The 16,670-nt window shown below is 34.0% G+C and carries 12 protein-coding genes and 1 tRNA gene; 1 reads left to right on the top strand and 12 read right to left on the bottom strand.

What is annotated here, in order from left to right; translation table 11 throughout:
- Window positions 1–160: 160 nt before the first annotated feature.
- From ACUN3A_RS10605 to ACUN3A_RS10575, 7 genes are all read right to left on the bottom strand, one after another.
- Window positions 161–1,189, bottom strand: coding sequence for a rod shape-determining protein (locus tag ACUN3A_RS10605; RefSeq protein ID WP_445551265.1), 1,029 nt, complete (start codon window positions 1,187–1,189; stop codon window positions 161–163).
- A gap of 294 nt (window positions 1,190–1,483) precedes the next feature.
- On the bottom strand, window positions 1,484–2,404 hold the full coding sequence (locus ACUN3A_RS10600; RefSeq protein ID WP_445551264.1) for a hypothetical protein: 921 nt from the start codon (window positions 2,402–2,404) through the stop codon (window positions 1,484–1,486).
- A 245-nt stretch (window positions 2,405–2,649) separates the two neighbouring features.
- Entirely contained in the window at window positions 2,650–4,164 is a 1,515-nt protein-coding gene (locus ACUN3A_RS10595; protein ID WP_445551263.1) for a sialate O-acetylesterase, read from the bottom strand.
- Window positions 4,165–4,273: 109 nt separating this feature from the next.
- Entirely contained in the window at window positions 4,274–4,579 is a 306-nt protein-coding gene (locus ACUN3A_RS10590) for a hypothetical protein (protein WP_445551262.1), read from the bottom strand.
- A 361-nt stretch (window positions 4,580–4,940) separates the two neighbouring features.
- Window positions 4,941–6,398: a sialate O-acetylesterase gene (locus tag ACUN3A_RS10585; protein ID WP_445551261.1), complete on the bottom strand. Its 1,458-nt coding sequence runs from the start codon at window positions 6,396–6,398 to the stop codon at window positions 4,941–4,943.
- 432 nt (window positions 6,399–6,830) lie between these two features.
- Window positions 6,831–6,917, bottom strand: a tRNA-Ser gene (locus tag ACUN3A_RS10580).
- A 56-nt stretch (window positions 6,918–6,973) separates the two neighbouring features.
- The gene (locus ACUN3A_RS10575; RefSeq protein WP_445551260.1) at window positions 6,974–7,846 is read right to left on the bottom strand and encodes a LysR substrate-binding domain-containing protein; all 873 of its coding nucleotides are present in this window, start codon (window positions 7,844–7,846) and stop codon (window positions 6,974–6,976) included.
- 90 nt (window positions 7,847–7,936) lie between these two features.
- Between ACUN3A_RS10575 and ACUN3A_RS10570 the strand changes: the two genes are divergently transcribed.
- Window positions 7,937–9,169, top strand: coding sequence for an MFS transporter (locus ACUN3A_RS10570; RefSeq protein ID WP_445551259.1), 1,233 nt, complete (start codon window positions 7,937–7,939; stop codon window positions 9,167–9,169).
- Window positions 9,170–9,184: 15 nt separating this feature from the next.
- Here ACUN3A_RS10570 and ACUN3A_RS10565 read toward each other — a convergent pair whose 3' ends face one another.
- The 5 genes from ACUN3A_RS10565 to ACUN3A_RS10545 form a co-directional block, all read right to left on the bottom strand.
- Entirely contained in the window at window positions 9,185–10,222 is a 1,038-nt protein-coding gene (locus ACUN3A_RS10565; protein ID WP_445551258.1) for an asparaginase, read from the bottom strand.
- Window positions 10,206–11,348 carry a 1-acyl-sn-glycerol-3-phosphate acyltransferase gene (locus ACUN3A_RS10560; protein WP_445551257.1) on the bottom strand — a complete coding sequence of 381 codons (1,143 nt, stop codon included), beginning with the start codon at window positions 11,346–11,348 and terminating at the stop codon, window positions 10,206–10,208. Before ACUN3A_RS10560 ends, ACUN3A_RS10565 begins: the two co-directional genes overlap by 17 nt.
- Before the next feature lie 63 nt (window positions 11,349–11,411).
- Window positions 11,412–12,191, bottom strand: coding sequence for a TatD family hydrolase (locus tag ACUN3A_RS10555; RefSeq protein WP_445551256.1), 780 nt, complete (start codon window positions 12,189–12,191; stop codon window positions 11,412–11,414).
- Window positions 12,192–12,358: 167 nt separating this feature from the next.
- Window positions 12,359–15,535: an efflux RND transporter permease subunit gene (locus ACUN3A_RS10550; RefSeq protein ID WP_445551255.1), complete on the bottom strand. Its 3,177-nt coding sequence runs from the start codon at window positions 15,533–15,535 to the stop codon at window positions 12,359–12,361.
- Between the two features lie 69 nt (window positions 15,536–15,604).
- Window positions 15,605–16,669 (bottom strand): efflux RND transporter periplasmic adaptor subunit, encoded by a 1,065-nt coding sequence (locus tag ACUN3A_RS10545; RefSeq protein ID WP_445551254.1) that lies wholly within the window; start codon window positions 16,667–16,669, stop codon window positions 15,605–15,607.
- Window position 16,670: the final 1 nt, after the last annotated feature.

Genomic DNA, 16,670 nt, shown 5'->3' with positions numbered 1-16,670 from the left:
GTACTTTTTTGTATTAAACCCTATCAAAAATCTTTAGTTTCTGATAGGGTTTTTATTTTGGAAACATAAACCCAAATCAAGTTGTTAGAAAAACAAAAGACATCTCTGGAAAGACAAGCTTATGTTACCTCCTAAAAAAAATACTGCAGTAATAACAAACCTATTTTATCAATACACTTTTATATTTGGTCATGTCTTTTAAAACGATACCAGTACCTCTAACCACAGCTCTTAAAGGATCTTCTGCAATATATACGGGTAAATCTGTCTTCTGCGAAATCCTTTTGTCAAGACCTCGAAGCAATGCACCTCCTCCGGCGAGATACAGACCCGTATGATAAATATCTGCTGCCAATTCAGGTGGTGTCTGTGAAAGCGTTACCATAATAACATCTTCGATTCTTTGTATTGATTTATCCAAAGCTTTTGCTATTTCCCTATAGGTAACCAACACTTCTTTGGGCTTCCCCGTAAGCATATCTCTTCCCCGAACTGTTAAATCGTCTGGAGCATCCTCGAGTTCTTCCATTGCTGCGCCAACTTCAATTTTTATCGTTTCTGCAGAAGCTTCCCCAACATACAGATTATGATGAGTTCTCATATAGTACAATATATCGTTGGTAAAAACATCACCAGCAATTTTTATAGATGTGTCACAAATAATTCCTCCAAGGGCTATGACAGCAATTTCTGTAGTTCCTCCCCCTATATCCACTACAAGATTGCCCTTAGGCAGCATCACATCCAAACCAATTCCAATAGCAGCTGCCATAGGCTCATGAATCAAAAACACTTCTTTTCCGTTTACCCGTTCACAGGACTCCTTTACAGCTCTCTTTTCTACCGCGGTAATACCACTTGGAATACATACTACCATTCGGAGTGCAGGAGTAAAAAAATTTTTCTTTAGTCCAGGTATATTTTTTATAAACCAGCTGATCATTTTTTCTGAGGCATCAAAATCTGCAATAACCCCATCTTTAAGCGGTCGGATCGTTCTAATATTCTCGTGCGTCTTTCCCTGCATTAAACTGGCTTCTTTCCCTACGGCAATAACTTTACCATTTCTAATATCCCTAGCCACAATAGAAGGGCTGTCTACTACGATCTTTCCATCATAAATTATTAAAGTATTAGCTGTTCCTAAATCCATAGCTATTTCCACTACCATAAAATCAAATAAGCCCATAATATCTTTTTTAAATAAAACGATATTATTACGGTTTTATTCTCGATAAAATGAATTCACCGCCTGAATAGCATAGATTTATGATAATATTAGTATTTCAACTGGGCTTTAAATACCCACAGCATTTTTATCGTAAGTTTAAAAAGAACATAGCATATACACCTCTGGAATATCAAAACCTTTATTAAAGAAGAATCAATTTCTAAAGCAAAACCCCCTTTAAACTTAGCGTTTAAAGGGGGTTCATTCATTTTGACATTTAAATCAGTAGAGTTAGACTATCTTTCTTCTACATTACAAACCTAAATTAGGCAACACAAAAGATTTAGTATTGGGATGCAACCTTATCCATAAACCAGGGTTTGTATTTAATTGCAATATCGCTTCCTCTTTATTTGAACTCAGATTTGTGTTAAGTACGTTTGCATAAGTTTGGATTTTAGCAGGAGCGGAATCAGCATCAACTACAGACTGAACGACCTTTTTGGCCTGTAATATCGCTGCTGGTCCTAAAGTGAGAATATACTCCGCGGATCGACATTCCTTTTCATCACTTTCATTCACAACGCTTCCACCAGCTTTAAATTTGCTAATGTGATGCTCCAAAATACTGCTGGATATTGGAATTATCCCTGCAATATGATGACTCTTCGCTCCAGAGAAAGGTTTAATATAGGCAAGGTGTGATGCTTGATTTTCTTCTGGACCATGACCAATAAAAAATATATCCAAACCACCTAATTCTTCTAATTTAGTCAAATACTCAATAAGTGATGACTCTAAATCTTTTGTATCGGTTCGCATTGGTGTAAAGCTTTTTATTTTTTTGAAAAACGCATCACCTAAAATACGCTCAAAATCCCTAACAAAACTAAAACCATTATTCATACTCAAAGGAGCAAGTGCATCTTGAGTAAACACATTCAGCCTAGCGAGTAGCTTATCCTGTTCTGTCGACTTCGCTAACTCTCCCAGCAAACGATGTAACTCCTGAGCGCCTCTCCCTCCAAGAAGGGCAATATTAATATCACCTTCTTTTGATGCCGCGGTACTGTAAAGCTCATTTAACATTGCCTGACCAACCTCAGCTTCGGTACTAAGAATAGTGGGTGTTATGCCATAATCAGTAAAATTAAATTCTTGAGTACTATTTTGAGACAACCATACATTATTGTTGTCTTCATATCTTGTGAATTGTGAGTTATTTAAATTCATTATAATTATCTATTTATTATGTTAGGCTCATTAATCATGCACCAATCGAATCAATAAATTAATCCTTGTTAGGAACTAAGTTCCTAATTGAACTTTGATGTTTAGCTTCAAATACATTTTCGAATAATTTTATAACTCCTTTATATGAATTAAAAAACTAACGAAAAAACTTATTCAAAGTCGTTTTAATACTTGACACATATAATTACTAGTTTCCTTTTCATAGTTAATTTATTTCTTAGATATTATAAATCTTTCATTGGAATTACCCGAAAGTTATTTTCTTTTAAATATTGAAGAATTTCCTTTAATAAATCAATTGATGTAGAATAATCCGGATGTAGTATATCTGGAACGCCATGAAAGGTTAAAACCAATACATCTTCTCCTTTTAGATCCTGCAATGCTTTCATCGTACGCATTTTATATTTATCAGAAGAGATTACTGTATAACTAGGGATAGCTAGTTTTGAGTCTACATTTACTTTATAATATTCTACACCTCCAGCCCTTGCATACTGATAGCCCATTTCTTTTAAAACCCTCTGCGATATCGTATCATAACGATTCCCTGGATAAGCAAGCGATATCGGTTTTGGGATTCCAAATTCTTTACATTTTTCATCAATATAAACCACTTCTTTTTTAATATCCTCAGGGCTTAACTTAGTCAAGTTTTTATGATGCCCGGTATGATTCCCTATTTCAAAACCTTTTTTATTCAATTCGCTGATTTGCTTCCAATTCATGAATTCTTTTTCTTCACCAGGATTTTTAATTGGGAATTCGCAAACAAAGAAAGTCGCTTTAAAACCCAATTCCGATAATAGAGGAACTACATTATTATACTGTGAAATTTCGGCATCATCAAAAGTTAGCACTACAGTAGGTCTGGGTTCCTTAGAAGGTTTTTGATCTAATTTTTTTATCGTTGATGCATTAGTTGACTTTGGCTCCAACTTTTTTTTTTCAGCTGAACCAGTTGGTTTTTGTTGCAAATTTTTCATGGCAGCCGCATATCTTTTGCCGAGTTCACGCGCAGATGTCGTATCAAAATGCAAATGATCCCCTCTATCTGTCAAATCCTTGGCAGAAACTACAGCCGTGTTTTCTACTTCGGCAGGCAGTTTATTAATTTTTTCGTTGATGAAATTCTCTTTATTAAAATATCCTATTTCACCCGCAACAAACGGAAGGTTAGGTGCATTCAAATCCCTTCTTAAATTAGCAATTAACGTTTTTAGGTTTTCCAAATACGCTTCCGCTTTTTTAGCATCATTATCCGACTCTCCCTGATGCCAAAGTATTCCTTTTAAAACGCCTTTTTCCATCGCTATTTTTGCCCTTTGAATCGCTTCGTCATACGGGAAATTTTCAAAATACTTAGCCCCAGGAGACCATACTCTTATGGGAGAGCCTCCCCATGCACATGGAATAAGTCCTATTTGGGTGTTTTTTTTATCCTGAAGCATTGTTTGTGCAAAACTTATGCCTGGCCCAACCGCAGCAGCCGGTTTATCAAAATGCATTGGATCCTTGGCTGGAACCCAATTATTCGTTTTGTCTAACATCAAAATAGCATCAGATGTTATCTGGCTTTGAGCGTCAACCGTTCCGCGACCCGCCATGTTGGACTGGCCAATGAGCAGATACAACTCCATTGGCTTGCTTGAATTCGCTTTTTGACTATGGGCATTAAAACCAACGCAGCATACTAAACACGTTGCCATTTTTAATGCAGTTTTCAATTTTGTATTCATTTTTAAATATATTTTAGACCGAAGACTTTACGTTGTTTTTGCAATATTTTTTTATAAAAAACAATAAAAATCCCGTCAAAAATAACGGGACTTAAATAAATCGACCTTTTTATTTTGCTGCTGCTTTAAGTGCTTTTTGAGTTTCTTTTTGTTCAGGTGTTAAAATAGCCTGCATTTTATTTCCAACTTCTCTAATTTTTGCTTTGTCAGCATCTTTGTTATCTGGATTTTCCTTAATATCATCATACAATACTTTTTGTTCTTCCAATAAAGGTAGTATTAATTTTTGTTGCTCTGCTGTCAACGTTAATTCAGTTGTCATTTTTTCCAATTTTTTGGTTGACCATGCTGATGCTTCCTGTGCAAACCCGTTCAATCCTAAAGCCAATAAGGCTACAATAAATAGTCTTTTCATTTGTTTTTATTTTTAATTGATTTAAAATATTTTAATCGTTTATAGTTCAGAATGCCAAAATTAATTTAAGCATCTAATTTTTGAATATCAATTACTGCCATTTCATATCAAAATAAGACACCATGCATTATCATATTGTAAAACAAGTTTTTAAAAATAATTATTCTATTGAAATATTTTGAATATTCTAAATTAATTGAGTCAAATATCTATTGTTTTTGAAAAACAGAATACACTGCATTGGCTCCAAAATTTCCAAAATGAGTATTTTGTCTGCCAAAATTTTTGGTAGTACTCGAAAAGTGCATGCACGATACTGAACAAATGCTTGGATTGTGTTAATAATACTTTGGCAATTGTATTAATTATTCGTTCTGAATGGCACAGCAGGTAAACCAGCTTGGTTACATAGATTAGGAATTGCCGACTCATTCCATGCAAATCTCACCGCCACCGGATTTTTAACTTCATCAGACCGAACCACTATTTTCTCACCTTCTATTTCAGCTTTTGCCACAACGAAATTCCCATCTGCTCCAGCAATAGTAAACCAGTTAAGCGGTTGTCCGTCATTGCTTTTTAAACCACCTGCTATATTATCAAAAGAAAGTATTATTTTGTTTTTATCTACTTTAAACGATTTATAAGTGGGGCCCGAACAAACTACTTTTTTGCCATATGTTTTATTCAATGCTACCAGAGCTAATCTATGAGCAACTTCCCATTTATAAGACGGATGAATATTCGAGACATTATCCACTAAATCGCTAATTACAATCATGCCTGAATTATCAATTGAAGACAGACATTTGGTTTGAGCTTCACGAAAGAGTGCAAGCTGTTCTTCAGTATGTTTTACTTTGTCTTTTGTTCTTTTCGAATAAGCATATGGTGCAATTTGCACATAATAAAATGGCATAGCTGGGTTTTTCAACAGTGACCGGTAGGTTTCAACCAACAATTTCATCTTTTCAGGATAAGTTTGTTGATCTTCAATCATGCAATTTGACTCTCCTTGATACCAAAGCATTCCTTTTACGGCAAAAGGAACGATAGGTAAAAACATGCTTTCAAACTTTTGTCCGGGAACCATTCCGTCAATTTTAAAACTGTCTTTTTCCAAAATACTGTCTTTAAATACTTTTGAATTTAAGTAAGCAGTTTTGGGAGTCCATTCTTCAATACGGGTACCACCCCAGGAAGTAGAAATTATTCCGATTGGCACATTTAGTTCAGCGTGAATCTCTTTGGCAAAAAAATAGCCTAGAGCACTTAGCTTTCTCAAGATGGAATCATTGGCTGATGTTACCCAACCAACTGACTTTAAATCTCCATTAGTGCGTTGTTTCTCTGCAAAAATGTATCGAATCTTGTTAGATTTAGATTTTAGTTCAGCAAGTTCTTCCGTAGCCGCGTCAACACCTTTTTCAGGTGCAGTATACTTATTCAGACTTCTATCTAGTGGATATTCCATGTTCGATTGACCCGAACAAATCCACACATCGCCTATCAATATATTTTTAAGAGTGATGCTTTCTTCCCCTCCGTTGATTTCCATTAATGAAGGAATATCTGAAGCTGCGAGAGGATCAAGTGCCAGCTGCCATTTACCCTGAGCATCTGCCTTTGTTTTCTTGCTTTGCTTTTTGAATTTTACAGTAATATTTTCATAAGGCTTTGCCTTTCCCCAAATAATCACAGCTTTATCTCTCTGTAATATCATATTGTCACTAATCACTTTTGGTAACTCTATGGCTTGCACATTATAAAAACTTCCTAACAGGAATAAGCTGAAAAAAATCTTAATTCTAATTTTCATTTACCTTACTTTTTTAAATACAACTACTCTATTTTTTGGCAATGTATAACTTAAATACCAATTTTTAAATTAAAAGAATATTCCCCTGAACCCAACTCTATAATCGTTTTGTCGGCGTTTTTCGAAACCGATTTTATACCATTTTCTACTTTAGGAAGACCATTCATAGTTATAGGAACTATAAATTTTGCAGTGGTATTTGCTGGGATGCTTATTTTATATTCTACATTTTTCCCAACTATTTTCCAATTTCGAAGCTGATAAATTGATGGTGACGTGCGTTACTGAGTCGTTTTCGACAAACTGTTCTTAATGATTGATGAGAATTTCGGTCATCCCGTTAAGAACAAATACTTCGAAAGCCATAAAAACAAAAAACCTCGAAAACACTATGATTTTCGAGGTTTTGAACCCTTTTGACATTTAAATTAGCAGAAAGGAAGGGATTCGAACCCTCGATACAGTTACCCATATACTAGCTTTCCAGGCTAGCTCCTTCAACCACTCGGACACCTTTCTATTTTGGTTTGCAAATAACACAAAAAAAAACGAGTTAGAAAAACAATTTATGCTTTTTAAATGCTTTTTCTGAATTCTTCTATAAATAGTTTTACGGCTTTCTTTTGATAAGCCCCCTGAATGGTTAATATAAACGAATCTCGTTGTGTTTTTACGCCGGTAATCTGAATCGCCTTTAAGTTATCCCAATCTTTCAAAGCCTTTTCGGTAACAATTGTAGCCCAATCACTATCAGCTACCAAACGTAATAAAGCGTGAACTGCATTTAATTCTATCGAAACTTTAGGTTTCATGTTGTTCTTTAAAAACAATTCATCTAAAAATTCTCTCGAATTAAATCCACGTACAGGCAAAATAAGCGGAACATCTTCTATTTTTTTAAATGGAATTTTATCCAAATCAGCTAATGGATGTTTTTTTGAAACCGCCATCACCAACTTGGAAGTAAATAATGGAATTTTCTCAAAAGGAAGCTTTATTTCATTAGAGGAAATTACTAAAACCAAATCTAATTCGTTGTTTAATAATTTTTGCTCCAAAGGTTCTGTAGTGCCGTATTCGACCACAATTTTTAGATTTGGATACGTTTTGGCAAACGAATTGACCACCGGCAAAACTAAAAGTCCAAAAATATATGTAACTCCTATTCGCAATTCGCCGCCAATCATTTGGTTTAAATCCTCGATGGCCTGCTTTCCATTTTCTACATTCTCTATAATTTGTTTGGCGTGAATTAAAAAAACAGCGCCCGCTTCAGTTAGCTGAACTTTTTTACCAATCCTTATAAACAAAGGCATTCCAAGTTCTTCTTCCAGTTTTTTTATCTGTTGTGATAATCCGGATTGGGTTACGAAAGACAATTCGGCAGCTTTTGTAAAATGAAGAACTTCAGCCGTTTTGATAAAATATTGCAATTGATAAATCTCCATATCGATAAGTTTAATTACTCATTATCAGTAAAATTATTAATTTTTCTAATGAAATCATAATCCCGACCTTTGTAAAAAAGATTTAGAATTATGTTTAAAGCGTTAAAATCAAGAAATTTCAAACTCTTCTTCTACGGACAATCCGTATCTGTAATTGGTACTTGGTTGCAAAAAACTGCCGTTAGCTGGATGGTTTACAGTATAACTAATTCGGTATTTTTATTAGGATTAGCGACTTTTTTAAGCATGATACCTTCATTATTTTTGGCACCTTTAGCTGGAAGTATTATCGGTCGTTACAACAGACATCGTAGCATGATTGTACTACAATCATTAGCTATGTTACAAGCAGGTGCTTTAGCTTTGTTGATTTATTTAAAAATTTATAACATTACTTTTATATTGATTTTGAGTTTAATACAAGGAATCATCAATGCTTTTGATATGACTTGCCGACAAACCATGATGGTCGATATAGTCGATAATAAAGAAGATTTACCTAATGCCGTTGCACTAAATTCTACTTTAACAAATTTTGCCCGAATTGCAGGACCAGCTCTAGCAGGTATTATTTTACATCAATACGGGGATGACATTTGTTTTATAGGAAACTTTCTGAGTTATATTCCAGTGTTAACTTCCTTGGCTTTAATGAAAATTAAACCTTACACTAAAACTACCGATAAACTTAGAATGCTAGACGATTTTATTGAAGGTCTGGATTACGTTAAAAAAGAAAATCAAATGGCAAAAATGCTGTTAATGCTAACTTGTAGCAGTTTGTTTGTCATTTCATTTAATACATTAATGCCAGTTTTTGCCAAAGATATTTTTAACGGAAATGCCCAAACTTTTAGTTGGTTTGAAAGTGCAGCTGGAATTGGATCCATAATTTCTGCCATTTATTTAGCTAATTTAAAATCAGGATCAAATATTGACAACATAATGATTGGAGCGAGTATTTTACTTGGTGCAAGTATTTTAGTTCTAGCTCTATCAAACAACCTAATTTTAACCCTAATTTGTATGGTTTTAAGTGGAATTGGAATGATGGGACAAACATCTTCGATAAACATTTATGTTCAAACCAAAAGTACCTCACACATGCGCTCCCGAAGCATTAGTTATTATATGATGGCGTATCAAGGTATGATTCCTGTTGGAAGTTTAATTACTAGCTATATTTCTCACTCTGTGGGAGTAAGAACTACAGTGGCTATTCAGGGGATAATAGGTTTAATTTCTGTAATTATTTATCTATATTACAAAAAACAGCAAACAACAGAAGAGCTTGAAACCTGTCCCGTTCGCTATAAAAATTAATTTGTATTAAAAAATTTAAAGAGAAATTTCACCTCTCAGAGAAGTTTCGAAAGTATTTTTGAAGTCTTCTTGCGGTATATTTTGCCCTAATAAAAACATTAATTTGGTAATGGCAGCTTCTGTAGTAATGTCTTTACCCGAAATGATTCCTAGTTCTTTCATTGTGGTACTTGTTTCATAATGCCCCATACTCACACTTCCAACAGAACATTGAGTCACATTAACAATATGCAAACCTTTGGCAATAGCCTTTTCCAAAAGCTTTAAAAACCATTCTTCTGTTGGAGCATTTCCTGCACCATATGTTTCAAGAACTACTCCTTTTAATCCCTCAATATTTAAAATGGCAGTTAATACCTTTTCGTTTATTCCCGGAAACATTTTGATAATAGCGACATTGTTATTCAAATGAGTATGAACTTTCAAAGAATTCTCTTCATTTGAAGGTAAAAACAAGTCATAATTTATTTTTAAATGTACTCCTGATTCTACCAAAAACGAATAATTAGGAGAAATAAAAGCCCTAAAATGTTCTGCATTTATCTTGGTTGTTCTATTGCCTCGATATAATTTATATTCAAAATAAAGACAAACTTCTTTAATAAGTGGCTTTCCATTTTCCTGCAAAGAAGCAATTTGAATGGCAGTAATTAAATTTTCTTTGGCATCGGTTCTCAAATCCCCAATAGGCAATTGAGATCCAGTAAAAATGATTGGTTTAGAAAGATTTTCGAACATGAAACTCAATGCAGAAGCCGAATACGACATCGTATCCGATCCATGCAACACTACAAATCCATCAAAATTCTCATAATTACGTTCGATAATACGAGCAATTTCGACCCAATGTTCGGGATTCATATTGGAGGAATCTATTGGATTTTCAAAAGAAAAAGTGTCTATCTCACAATCCAATAATTTTAATTCTGGAATATTCTGAAGGAGCTTACTAAAATTAAACGCTTTTAGTGCCCCAGTTTCAAAATCCTTACTCATACCGATTGTTCCACCGGTATAAATCAAAAGAATTCTTGGTTTAGAGTGAGAGTGCATCAACATATTTTAATTTATTGACCACTGGATTTGCATACATATCCAAAAATCCTTGTTTAGCAATTGGATGTTCGTGATCGATTCGCAACTCTAATCTTCTCTCAAAAAGTAATTTTTCGTTTTCAGTGTATAGATGTGCAAAAGAAGTAGAATTATTTAAAATATCATACGCAATAAAATTGGTCGTCCACAACTTATAGTTACTCAAAATAGAGTCATCTATTGCTTGCGCCAAAGCTTGTACTTGCTTATTCGAAGCATCTACATTCTTGACAATTTCATCAATTTCAGTATCAAGTATGTCACCTATATGAATGTGTATTCTTTTCTTTTGTCCAATGATACCACTTAATAAAGTCATAAAATCTTCATTCTTTTCCTTGATATAAATCTCATTGTTTGCTTCTGCCAATAATTGAGGCATTTTTAAAGCATCAGTAGGATCATATTCATAAGAAATAGAAACAGGTACGATTTTTATCTTTTTAAAATAATCCATTATATTAGGCTCATCAGAACCCATAGCAATCATTTTTAAAACCCCTGGATTCGTTTCATCATTACCGTCTTTGGTTCTTCCTTCACGTTGTGCAATCCAAACGGAACGATTTTCATGCAACAGCAACTGAGCCATATATTCGGATAACAATTTGGAACTCACCAATAATTCTCTTGGTGATAATCCACGTTGCACCATGAAATTCCGATTTAATTTGGATAGCGTTTTCAAAAATGATTTTTTAACCAAATTATCACCAATAGCTGATGAAGTCATATCCAAACCATGCTCAAACAAACAAGCATTCAACAGTGAAGTGTCTAAAACAATATCTCTATGATTTGAGATAAATAGATAAGCAGTGTTTTTTTCTAACTTTTCAAAACCAGAAGTCGTTAAACCCTCTGAACTTTTCTCCAAAACCTGCTGCACTCCATGATAAATAAAGTTACATTGAAAATCACGAATAGAGTGTGTTTTTCGAAGTTGCTCTTTCCAAATTTCATCATCTACGCCTGGAAAACAAAAGTTCATCAAGGCTTTCATCATCGGATGATCAATTACTTTTATTATCCCTTCGTTTATTTCGGAATCATAAAAAGAGCGGATCGCATCAAATTTATTCATTTTGGTTTTCAATTTAGTTCGACAAAAGAACAAAAAAAATATTAAAATTACAGAAATTCGAAATTAAATACCGAATATTTCTACAGAATTGTTCGTTGTTATAGTTGCAATTTCATTAGCAGAAACAGCATATATTTGCGCCAATTTATCGGCAATATTTATCAAATAGCTGCTTTCATTGCGTTTACCCCGATATGGAATCGGAGCCAAATAAGGAGAATCTGTTTCTAGTACAATATGTTTCAAATCAATTTTATTTAGAAACTGATCGATCTTACCGTTTTTAAAAGTAACCACTCCTCCTATTCCTAATTTCATATTGAAAGATATTGCCTGCAAAGCCTGTTCATAGGTTCCAGAAAAACAATGAAAAATTCCAAATAATTCGGGTGATTTCTCTTCTTCTAAAATTTCAAATATTTCATCGAAAGCGTCACGACAGTGAATCACTATAGGAAGTCTATACTGTTTGGCTAATTGAATTTGTTTTCTAAAAGCAATTTGCTGTTCGACCAAATGTGTTTTATCCCAGTACAAATCGATACCAATTTCACCAATAGCTACAAATTTCCTCTTAGACAACTCACTTTCTACATGTTGCAATTCATCCAAATAATTATCCTTCACATAAGTAGGATGCAAACCCATCATTAAAAATACGTTATCAGGATAATTGCGTTCCAAATCATACATACTTTCGGTACAATTAGAATCAATGGCAGGAATAAAAAAACGAGAAACACCATTATCAATGGCGCGCTGCATCATTTGATTTCTATCCAAATCAAATTCTTCTGAATATAAATGAGTATGGGTATCGGTAAGGATTGTTTTTGTTTCCAAGTGTCAGATTTAATAGTGCAAAAATACTCTAAAAACAGAGCTTTACCAAAAAAAGGACTGGTAAGGATTTTACCGTCATCTACAATTATGATAAACTCAGATTATAAAGCATAAAAAAAGGACTTTCAAAAATTGAAAGTCCTTTTTTAAATTTTTAGAAAAAAGTATTAATGTGTGTGTTTCGGATTGAAACCATCTTCACTTAATTCTGCATGAACATAATCAGCCACCATTTCGGCTTCATAATCTATTTTTTCTCCTTTAGAGAATTTACGAATAATTTTTTCCATTATATCATAGATCACAGGAACTATGATTAAGGTTAAGAATAATGACGAAATCAATCCACCAATAATTACCCAAGCCAAACCATTTTTCCATTCAGCTCCAGCTCCAGATGCCAATGCAATTGGGAACATACCAAAAACCATCGCAATGGTAGTCATCAAGATCGGACGCAAACGAGCGTGATTCGCTTGAATCAAAGCATTTCTGATAGATTCTCCTGCGGCTCTTCGCTGATTGGTATAATCCACCAACATAATCGCATTCTTACACACCAGACCAATCAACATAATAATACCCAAAATGGTAAATATATTCAACGTATTATTAGTCAAAGCCAAAGCTAATAACGCTCCAATAAACGAAAGCGGAATAGCAAATAATACCACAAACGGGTGAACAAAACTATCATAAAGTCCAACCATTACAAGGTAAACTAAAATAATAGCTGCTAATAAAGCGATCCCTAAAGTACCAAAACCTTCGCTTTGATTTTCTTGATCACCTCCCCAAATATAGTTTACACCAACTGGTTTTTTAAGCTTGTCTAACTTGGCTTGCCATTGCGTTACAATTGTTCCAGTTGGAACCCCAACATTTTGACCTTGTACTGTTACCGAAGCCGATTTATCACGACGCTCCAATTGACTAGGACCTGAACCTTCAGTAATAGCTGCAAATTGAGACAATTTAATTTGTTGTCCTGCATTGTTGATGAAAATCAAATTACTCACATCGGTAATGTTTTTTCTATCAAAAGCATTGTATTTAATATTGATGTCGTACTCGTATTCACCAGCTCTAAACTTCCCATCTGTGTTACCGCTATAAGCTGTTTGCATCGTCATACCTACCGTTTGTAGCGTTAGCCCTAAAGCAGCCATTTTATCACGGTCAACTTGTACGTTGATTTCTGGATTTCCGTCTTCAACTGTTAATTTAATCTCAGTTGTACCAGGGATGCTGCGTAATTCAGCTTCAGCTAATTTAGCAAAAGCCATCGCTTCTTGAGTAGAAGGACCAGTTACAATTAATCCCAATTTTGCATTTTCGGCAGTACCCAAAATACCCACAGGAACAGTTTTTACTTTAGCTCCTACTAAAACTTTTTCCAATTTACGTTTGATTTTTGCAGCATATACAGAAGCATCATCTGAACGTTCTGATTGATCAATCATTTTTACATCAATCTCCGCTTTATATGCAGTAGCTTGTGACCCCCCCATACCTTCTGAAGTTTGACCAACTGTAGTAATTTGACTCTCTACATATTTTTCATTTTTCAAAAAGGCTTCTGCTTTTTGAGTCATAAAGTTAGATTGTTCTAATGAAGCGTCTTTTGGTAATTCGATTTGAACTAAGAACTCCCCACTATCAGAAGAGGCAAAGAATTCTCCTCCAATGAAACCACCACCAAATAAACTGAATATGGTTCCCCAAAACAAAACTAAAACTACTATAATCGTTTTAATATAATGATCTAAACACCAGTTTAACAAGTTAGAAACCCAGTTAGTAAAACGAGTTAAAAGACTTTCGAAACCTAAAATGATTCTTCCAAATACATTTTTTCCTTCGATATGTTCCAATTTTCCAAAACGAGAAGACAACCAAGGAATAATTGTAAACGAAGCCAATAATGACAATAAGGTAGATATAATTACGGTAACACAAAATTGTGTAATAATATTTGACACCAATCCAGAACTCATTGCAATAGGTAAAAATACCACCACAATTACTAATGTAATCGATGTTACTGTTCCTCCAATTTCGGCAGTACCATCATAAGAAGCACGGATACGGCTTTTTCCCATTTCCATGTGCCTGTAAATATTTTCCAATACCACAATGGCATCATCGACCAAAATACCAACTACAAGAGAAAGTCCCAATAAACTCATTAAGTTTAAAGTATATCCTAAAAGGTAAATTCCGATAAAAGTAGCAATCAACGAAGCAGGAATCGAAACCATTACAATTAATGAGTTACGAATACTGTGCAAGAAAAACAACATTACAAAGGCTACCAAAACTACGGCGATTAATAAATCGTGTAATACTGAATCAGCCGCTTCTAATGTGTAATCAGTACTATCCTTAGCAATTCTCAAAGCTAATTGATTAGTTTTATAATCTTTTTCAAGTTTTGCAATTGTTGTTTTTAAATCTGCACTTACCGCAACGGCATTCGCATCAGATTGTTTGATTACTTGTAAAATAATTGCACTTTTTTGATCTACTCTTGAGATTTTTTCAGCAATTTTTTGTGCATCTTGTACATCTGCAATATCATTTAAACGTACTTCAATTCCATTTTTTGAAGACACAACTAAGTTTCTTAATTCGTCTACATTTTTATATTTACCCGCTAAACGAATTAATATTTTTTGATTTCTAGTTTGAATGTTACCCGTTGGGAAATCCAAATTCGAAGTCAAAATAATTTGTTGTACTTGCGGAATAGAAAGTCCATAACCTTGCATTTTTACTGCATCAAGATTTACCTGAATTTCACGTTCCTGTCCACCAATAATGTTTACCTGAGCCACACCTTGCACACGTGATAAAATTGGCGCAATCTTTTTATCAATCAAATCATAAAAAGTAGCTTCATCCATTTTTCCGTTGGCACCAATAGTCATAATTGGTAAATCACTCAACGAGAATTTAGTCAATGCCGGAGTTTCGGCATCATCTGGTAAATCACTAACAAGCGCATTGATTTTACGTTGCGCATCATTCATAGAAATATCAATCTTGGCATTTGATGTCAAGGTAACCGATACAATAGATAAACTTTCGTATGACTTTGAATCAATTTTTTTGATATTTTCTAATGAAGCAATTCCGTCTTCAATCTTTTTGGTTACCGTATTTTCTACCTCACTTGGCGAAGCTCCAGGATAAATAGTAGAAATTGTAATTACGTTTTGTTCGAATTTAGGAATCAATTCATAACCCAATTGGCTATAACTGAAGAGTCCACCAAGGGTTAGTATCGTGAAGAGCACGATAACTAACGAAGGACGTTTTATGGATATTTCGGCTAATTTCATATTTTAATTTTGCTTTAGGCTTTAAGCTTTAGGCTTTAAGCTATTTTTTTATGGCTTTAAGACTTCGACTTATTTAATAATTTCTACAGCATTACCATCTTGCAAGTTAATTTGACCAGTAACAATTACATTCTCTCCATCATTTAACCCGCTGATTATTTCAACTTGATCACCTAAAATTCTTCCTGCTGTTACTTTTTTCAATCTAGCAATTCCATTTTCTACCACAAAAATTTCATTACTGCTCACACTTCCAACAAAAGCATTTCTAGGAACTACTTTTAATTCTTGTTTTTGTTTAGTACCAAAAGTTGCTGTTCCATACATACCAGCTTTAATTGCATTACTAGCATTGTTTGCAATTTCAATTTCTACAGGAAAATTTAAACTTTCGTCAGCTTTTGGAGCTATAAAAATAATTTTACCTGTAGCAACTTTATCAGGGAACACACTAGAAGTAACTGGTACAGTATTTCCTATTTTCAAACCTGCAACCTGACTTTCGTTTACTGAAACTTTCAATTTCAATTTAGAAACATCAACGATTTCAAACATTTGTGTTGGAGGCATACCTGCTAGTATAGTTCCTGGCTCAATGAATCGTTTATTGATAAATCCTTTAATTGGCGCTTTAACTTTAGTATCACCAACATTGATGTTAGCTTGTGTTAAAGATGCTTTTGCATTAGTCAATTGCAACTTAGCTTGGTCTAATTGTTGTTTAGTAACTCCACCTGTAGCATAAGCATTCTCATATCGAGCGTAGTCAGATTTAGCATTTTCATATACTGCTTTAGCATTGTTGGCGTTTATATTAACAACATCGCTTCTAACAATTACTAATGTTTGTCCAACATTTACATAATCTCCTTCATCTACTAAAACGCTGATTACTTTTCCTGATTTTTCTGCAGAGAAATTCAATTCTTGAGTTGGAGCAAAGTTACCATTAGCCACAAAGTCTAAAGAAACGTTCTCTGTTTTCACTTGTGCTACTTTCACAGAAATGGCTGCATTTTTTTCGGCAACAATATCAGTTTTGGCTTTGTTTTCGGCTTTATTCTTCGTTAAAACATAACCGATTACTCCTAAAGCGGCAATAATTATAATTATGGTCGTAATAATCTTTTTCATT

This window comes from Flavobacterium sp. WC2509, assembly GCF_052683105.1.
This window is presented reverse-complemented; position numbering and strand designations above follow the sequence as displayed.

Coding starts and splice junctions, on each gene's coding strand:
- ACUN3A_RS10550 (WP_445551255.1), bottom strand. CDS start 15,535: ATGAAATTAGCCGAAATATCCATAAAACGTCCTTCGTTAGTTATCGTG.
- ACUN3A_RS10590 (WP_445551262.1), bottom strand. CDS start 4,579: ATGAAAAGACTATTTATTGTAGCCTTATTGGCTTTAGGATTGAACGGG.
- ACUN3A_RS10605 (WP_445551265.1), bottom strand. CDS start 1,189: ATGGGCTTATTTGATTTTATGGTAGTGGAAATAGCTATGGATTTAGGA.
- ACUN3A_RS10570 (WP_445551259.1), top strand. CDS start 7,937: ATGTTTAAAGCGTTAAAATCAAGAAATTTCAAACTCTTCTTCTACGGA.
- ACUN3A_RS10545 (WP_445551254.1), bottom strand. CDS start 16,669: ATGAAAAAGATTATTACGACCATAATTATAATTATTGCCGCTTTAGGA.
- ACUN3A_RS10575 (WP_445551260.1), bottom strand. CDS start 7,846: ATGGAGATTTATCAATTGCAATATTTTATCAAAACGGCTGAAGTTCTT.
- ACUN3A_RS10585 (WP_445551261.1), bottom strand. CDS start 6,398: ATGAAAATTAGAATTAAGATTTTTTTCAGCTTATTCCTGTTAGGAAGT.
- ACUN3A_RS10600 (WP_445551264.1), bottom strand. CDS start 2,404: ATGAATTTAAATAACTCACAATTCACAAGATATGAAGACAACAATAAT.
- ACUN3A_RS10560 (WP_445551257.1), bottom strand. CDS start 11,348: ATGAATAAATTTGATGCGATCCGCTCTTTTTATGATTCCGAAATAAAC.
- ACUN3A_RS10565 (WP_445551258.1), bottom strand. CDS start 10,222: ATGCACTCTCACTCTAAACCAAGAATTCTTTTGATTTATACCGGTGGA.
- ACUN3A_RS10595 (WP_445551263.1), bottom strand. CDS start 4,164: ATGAATACAAAATTGAAAACTGCATTAAAAATGGCAACGTGTTTAGTA.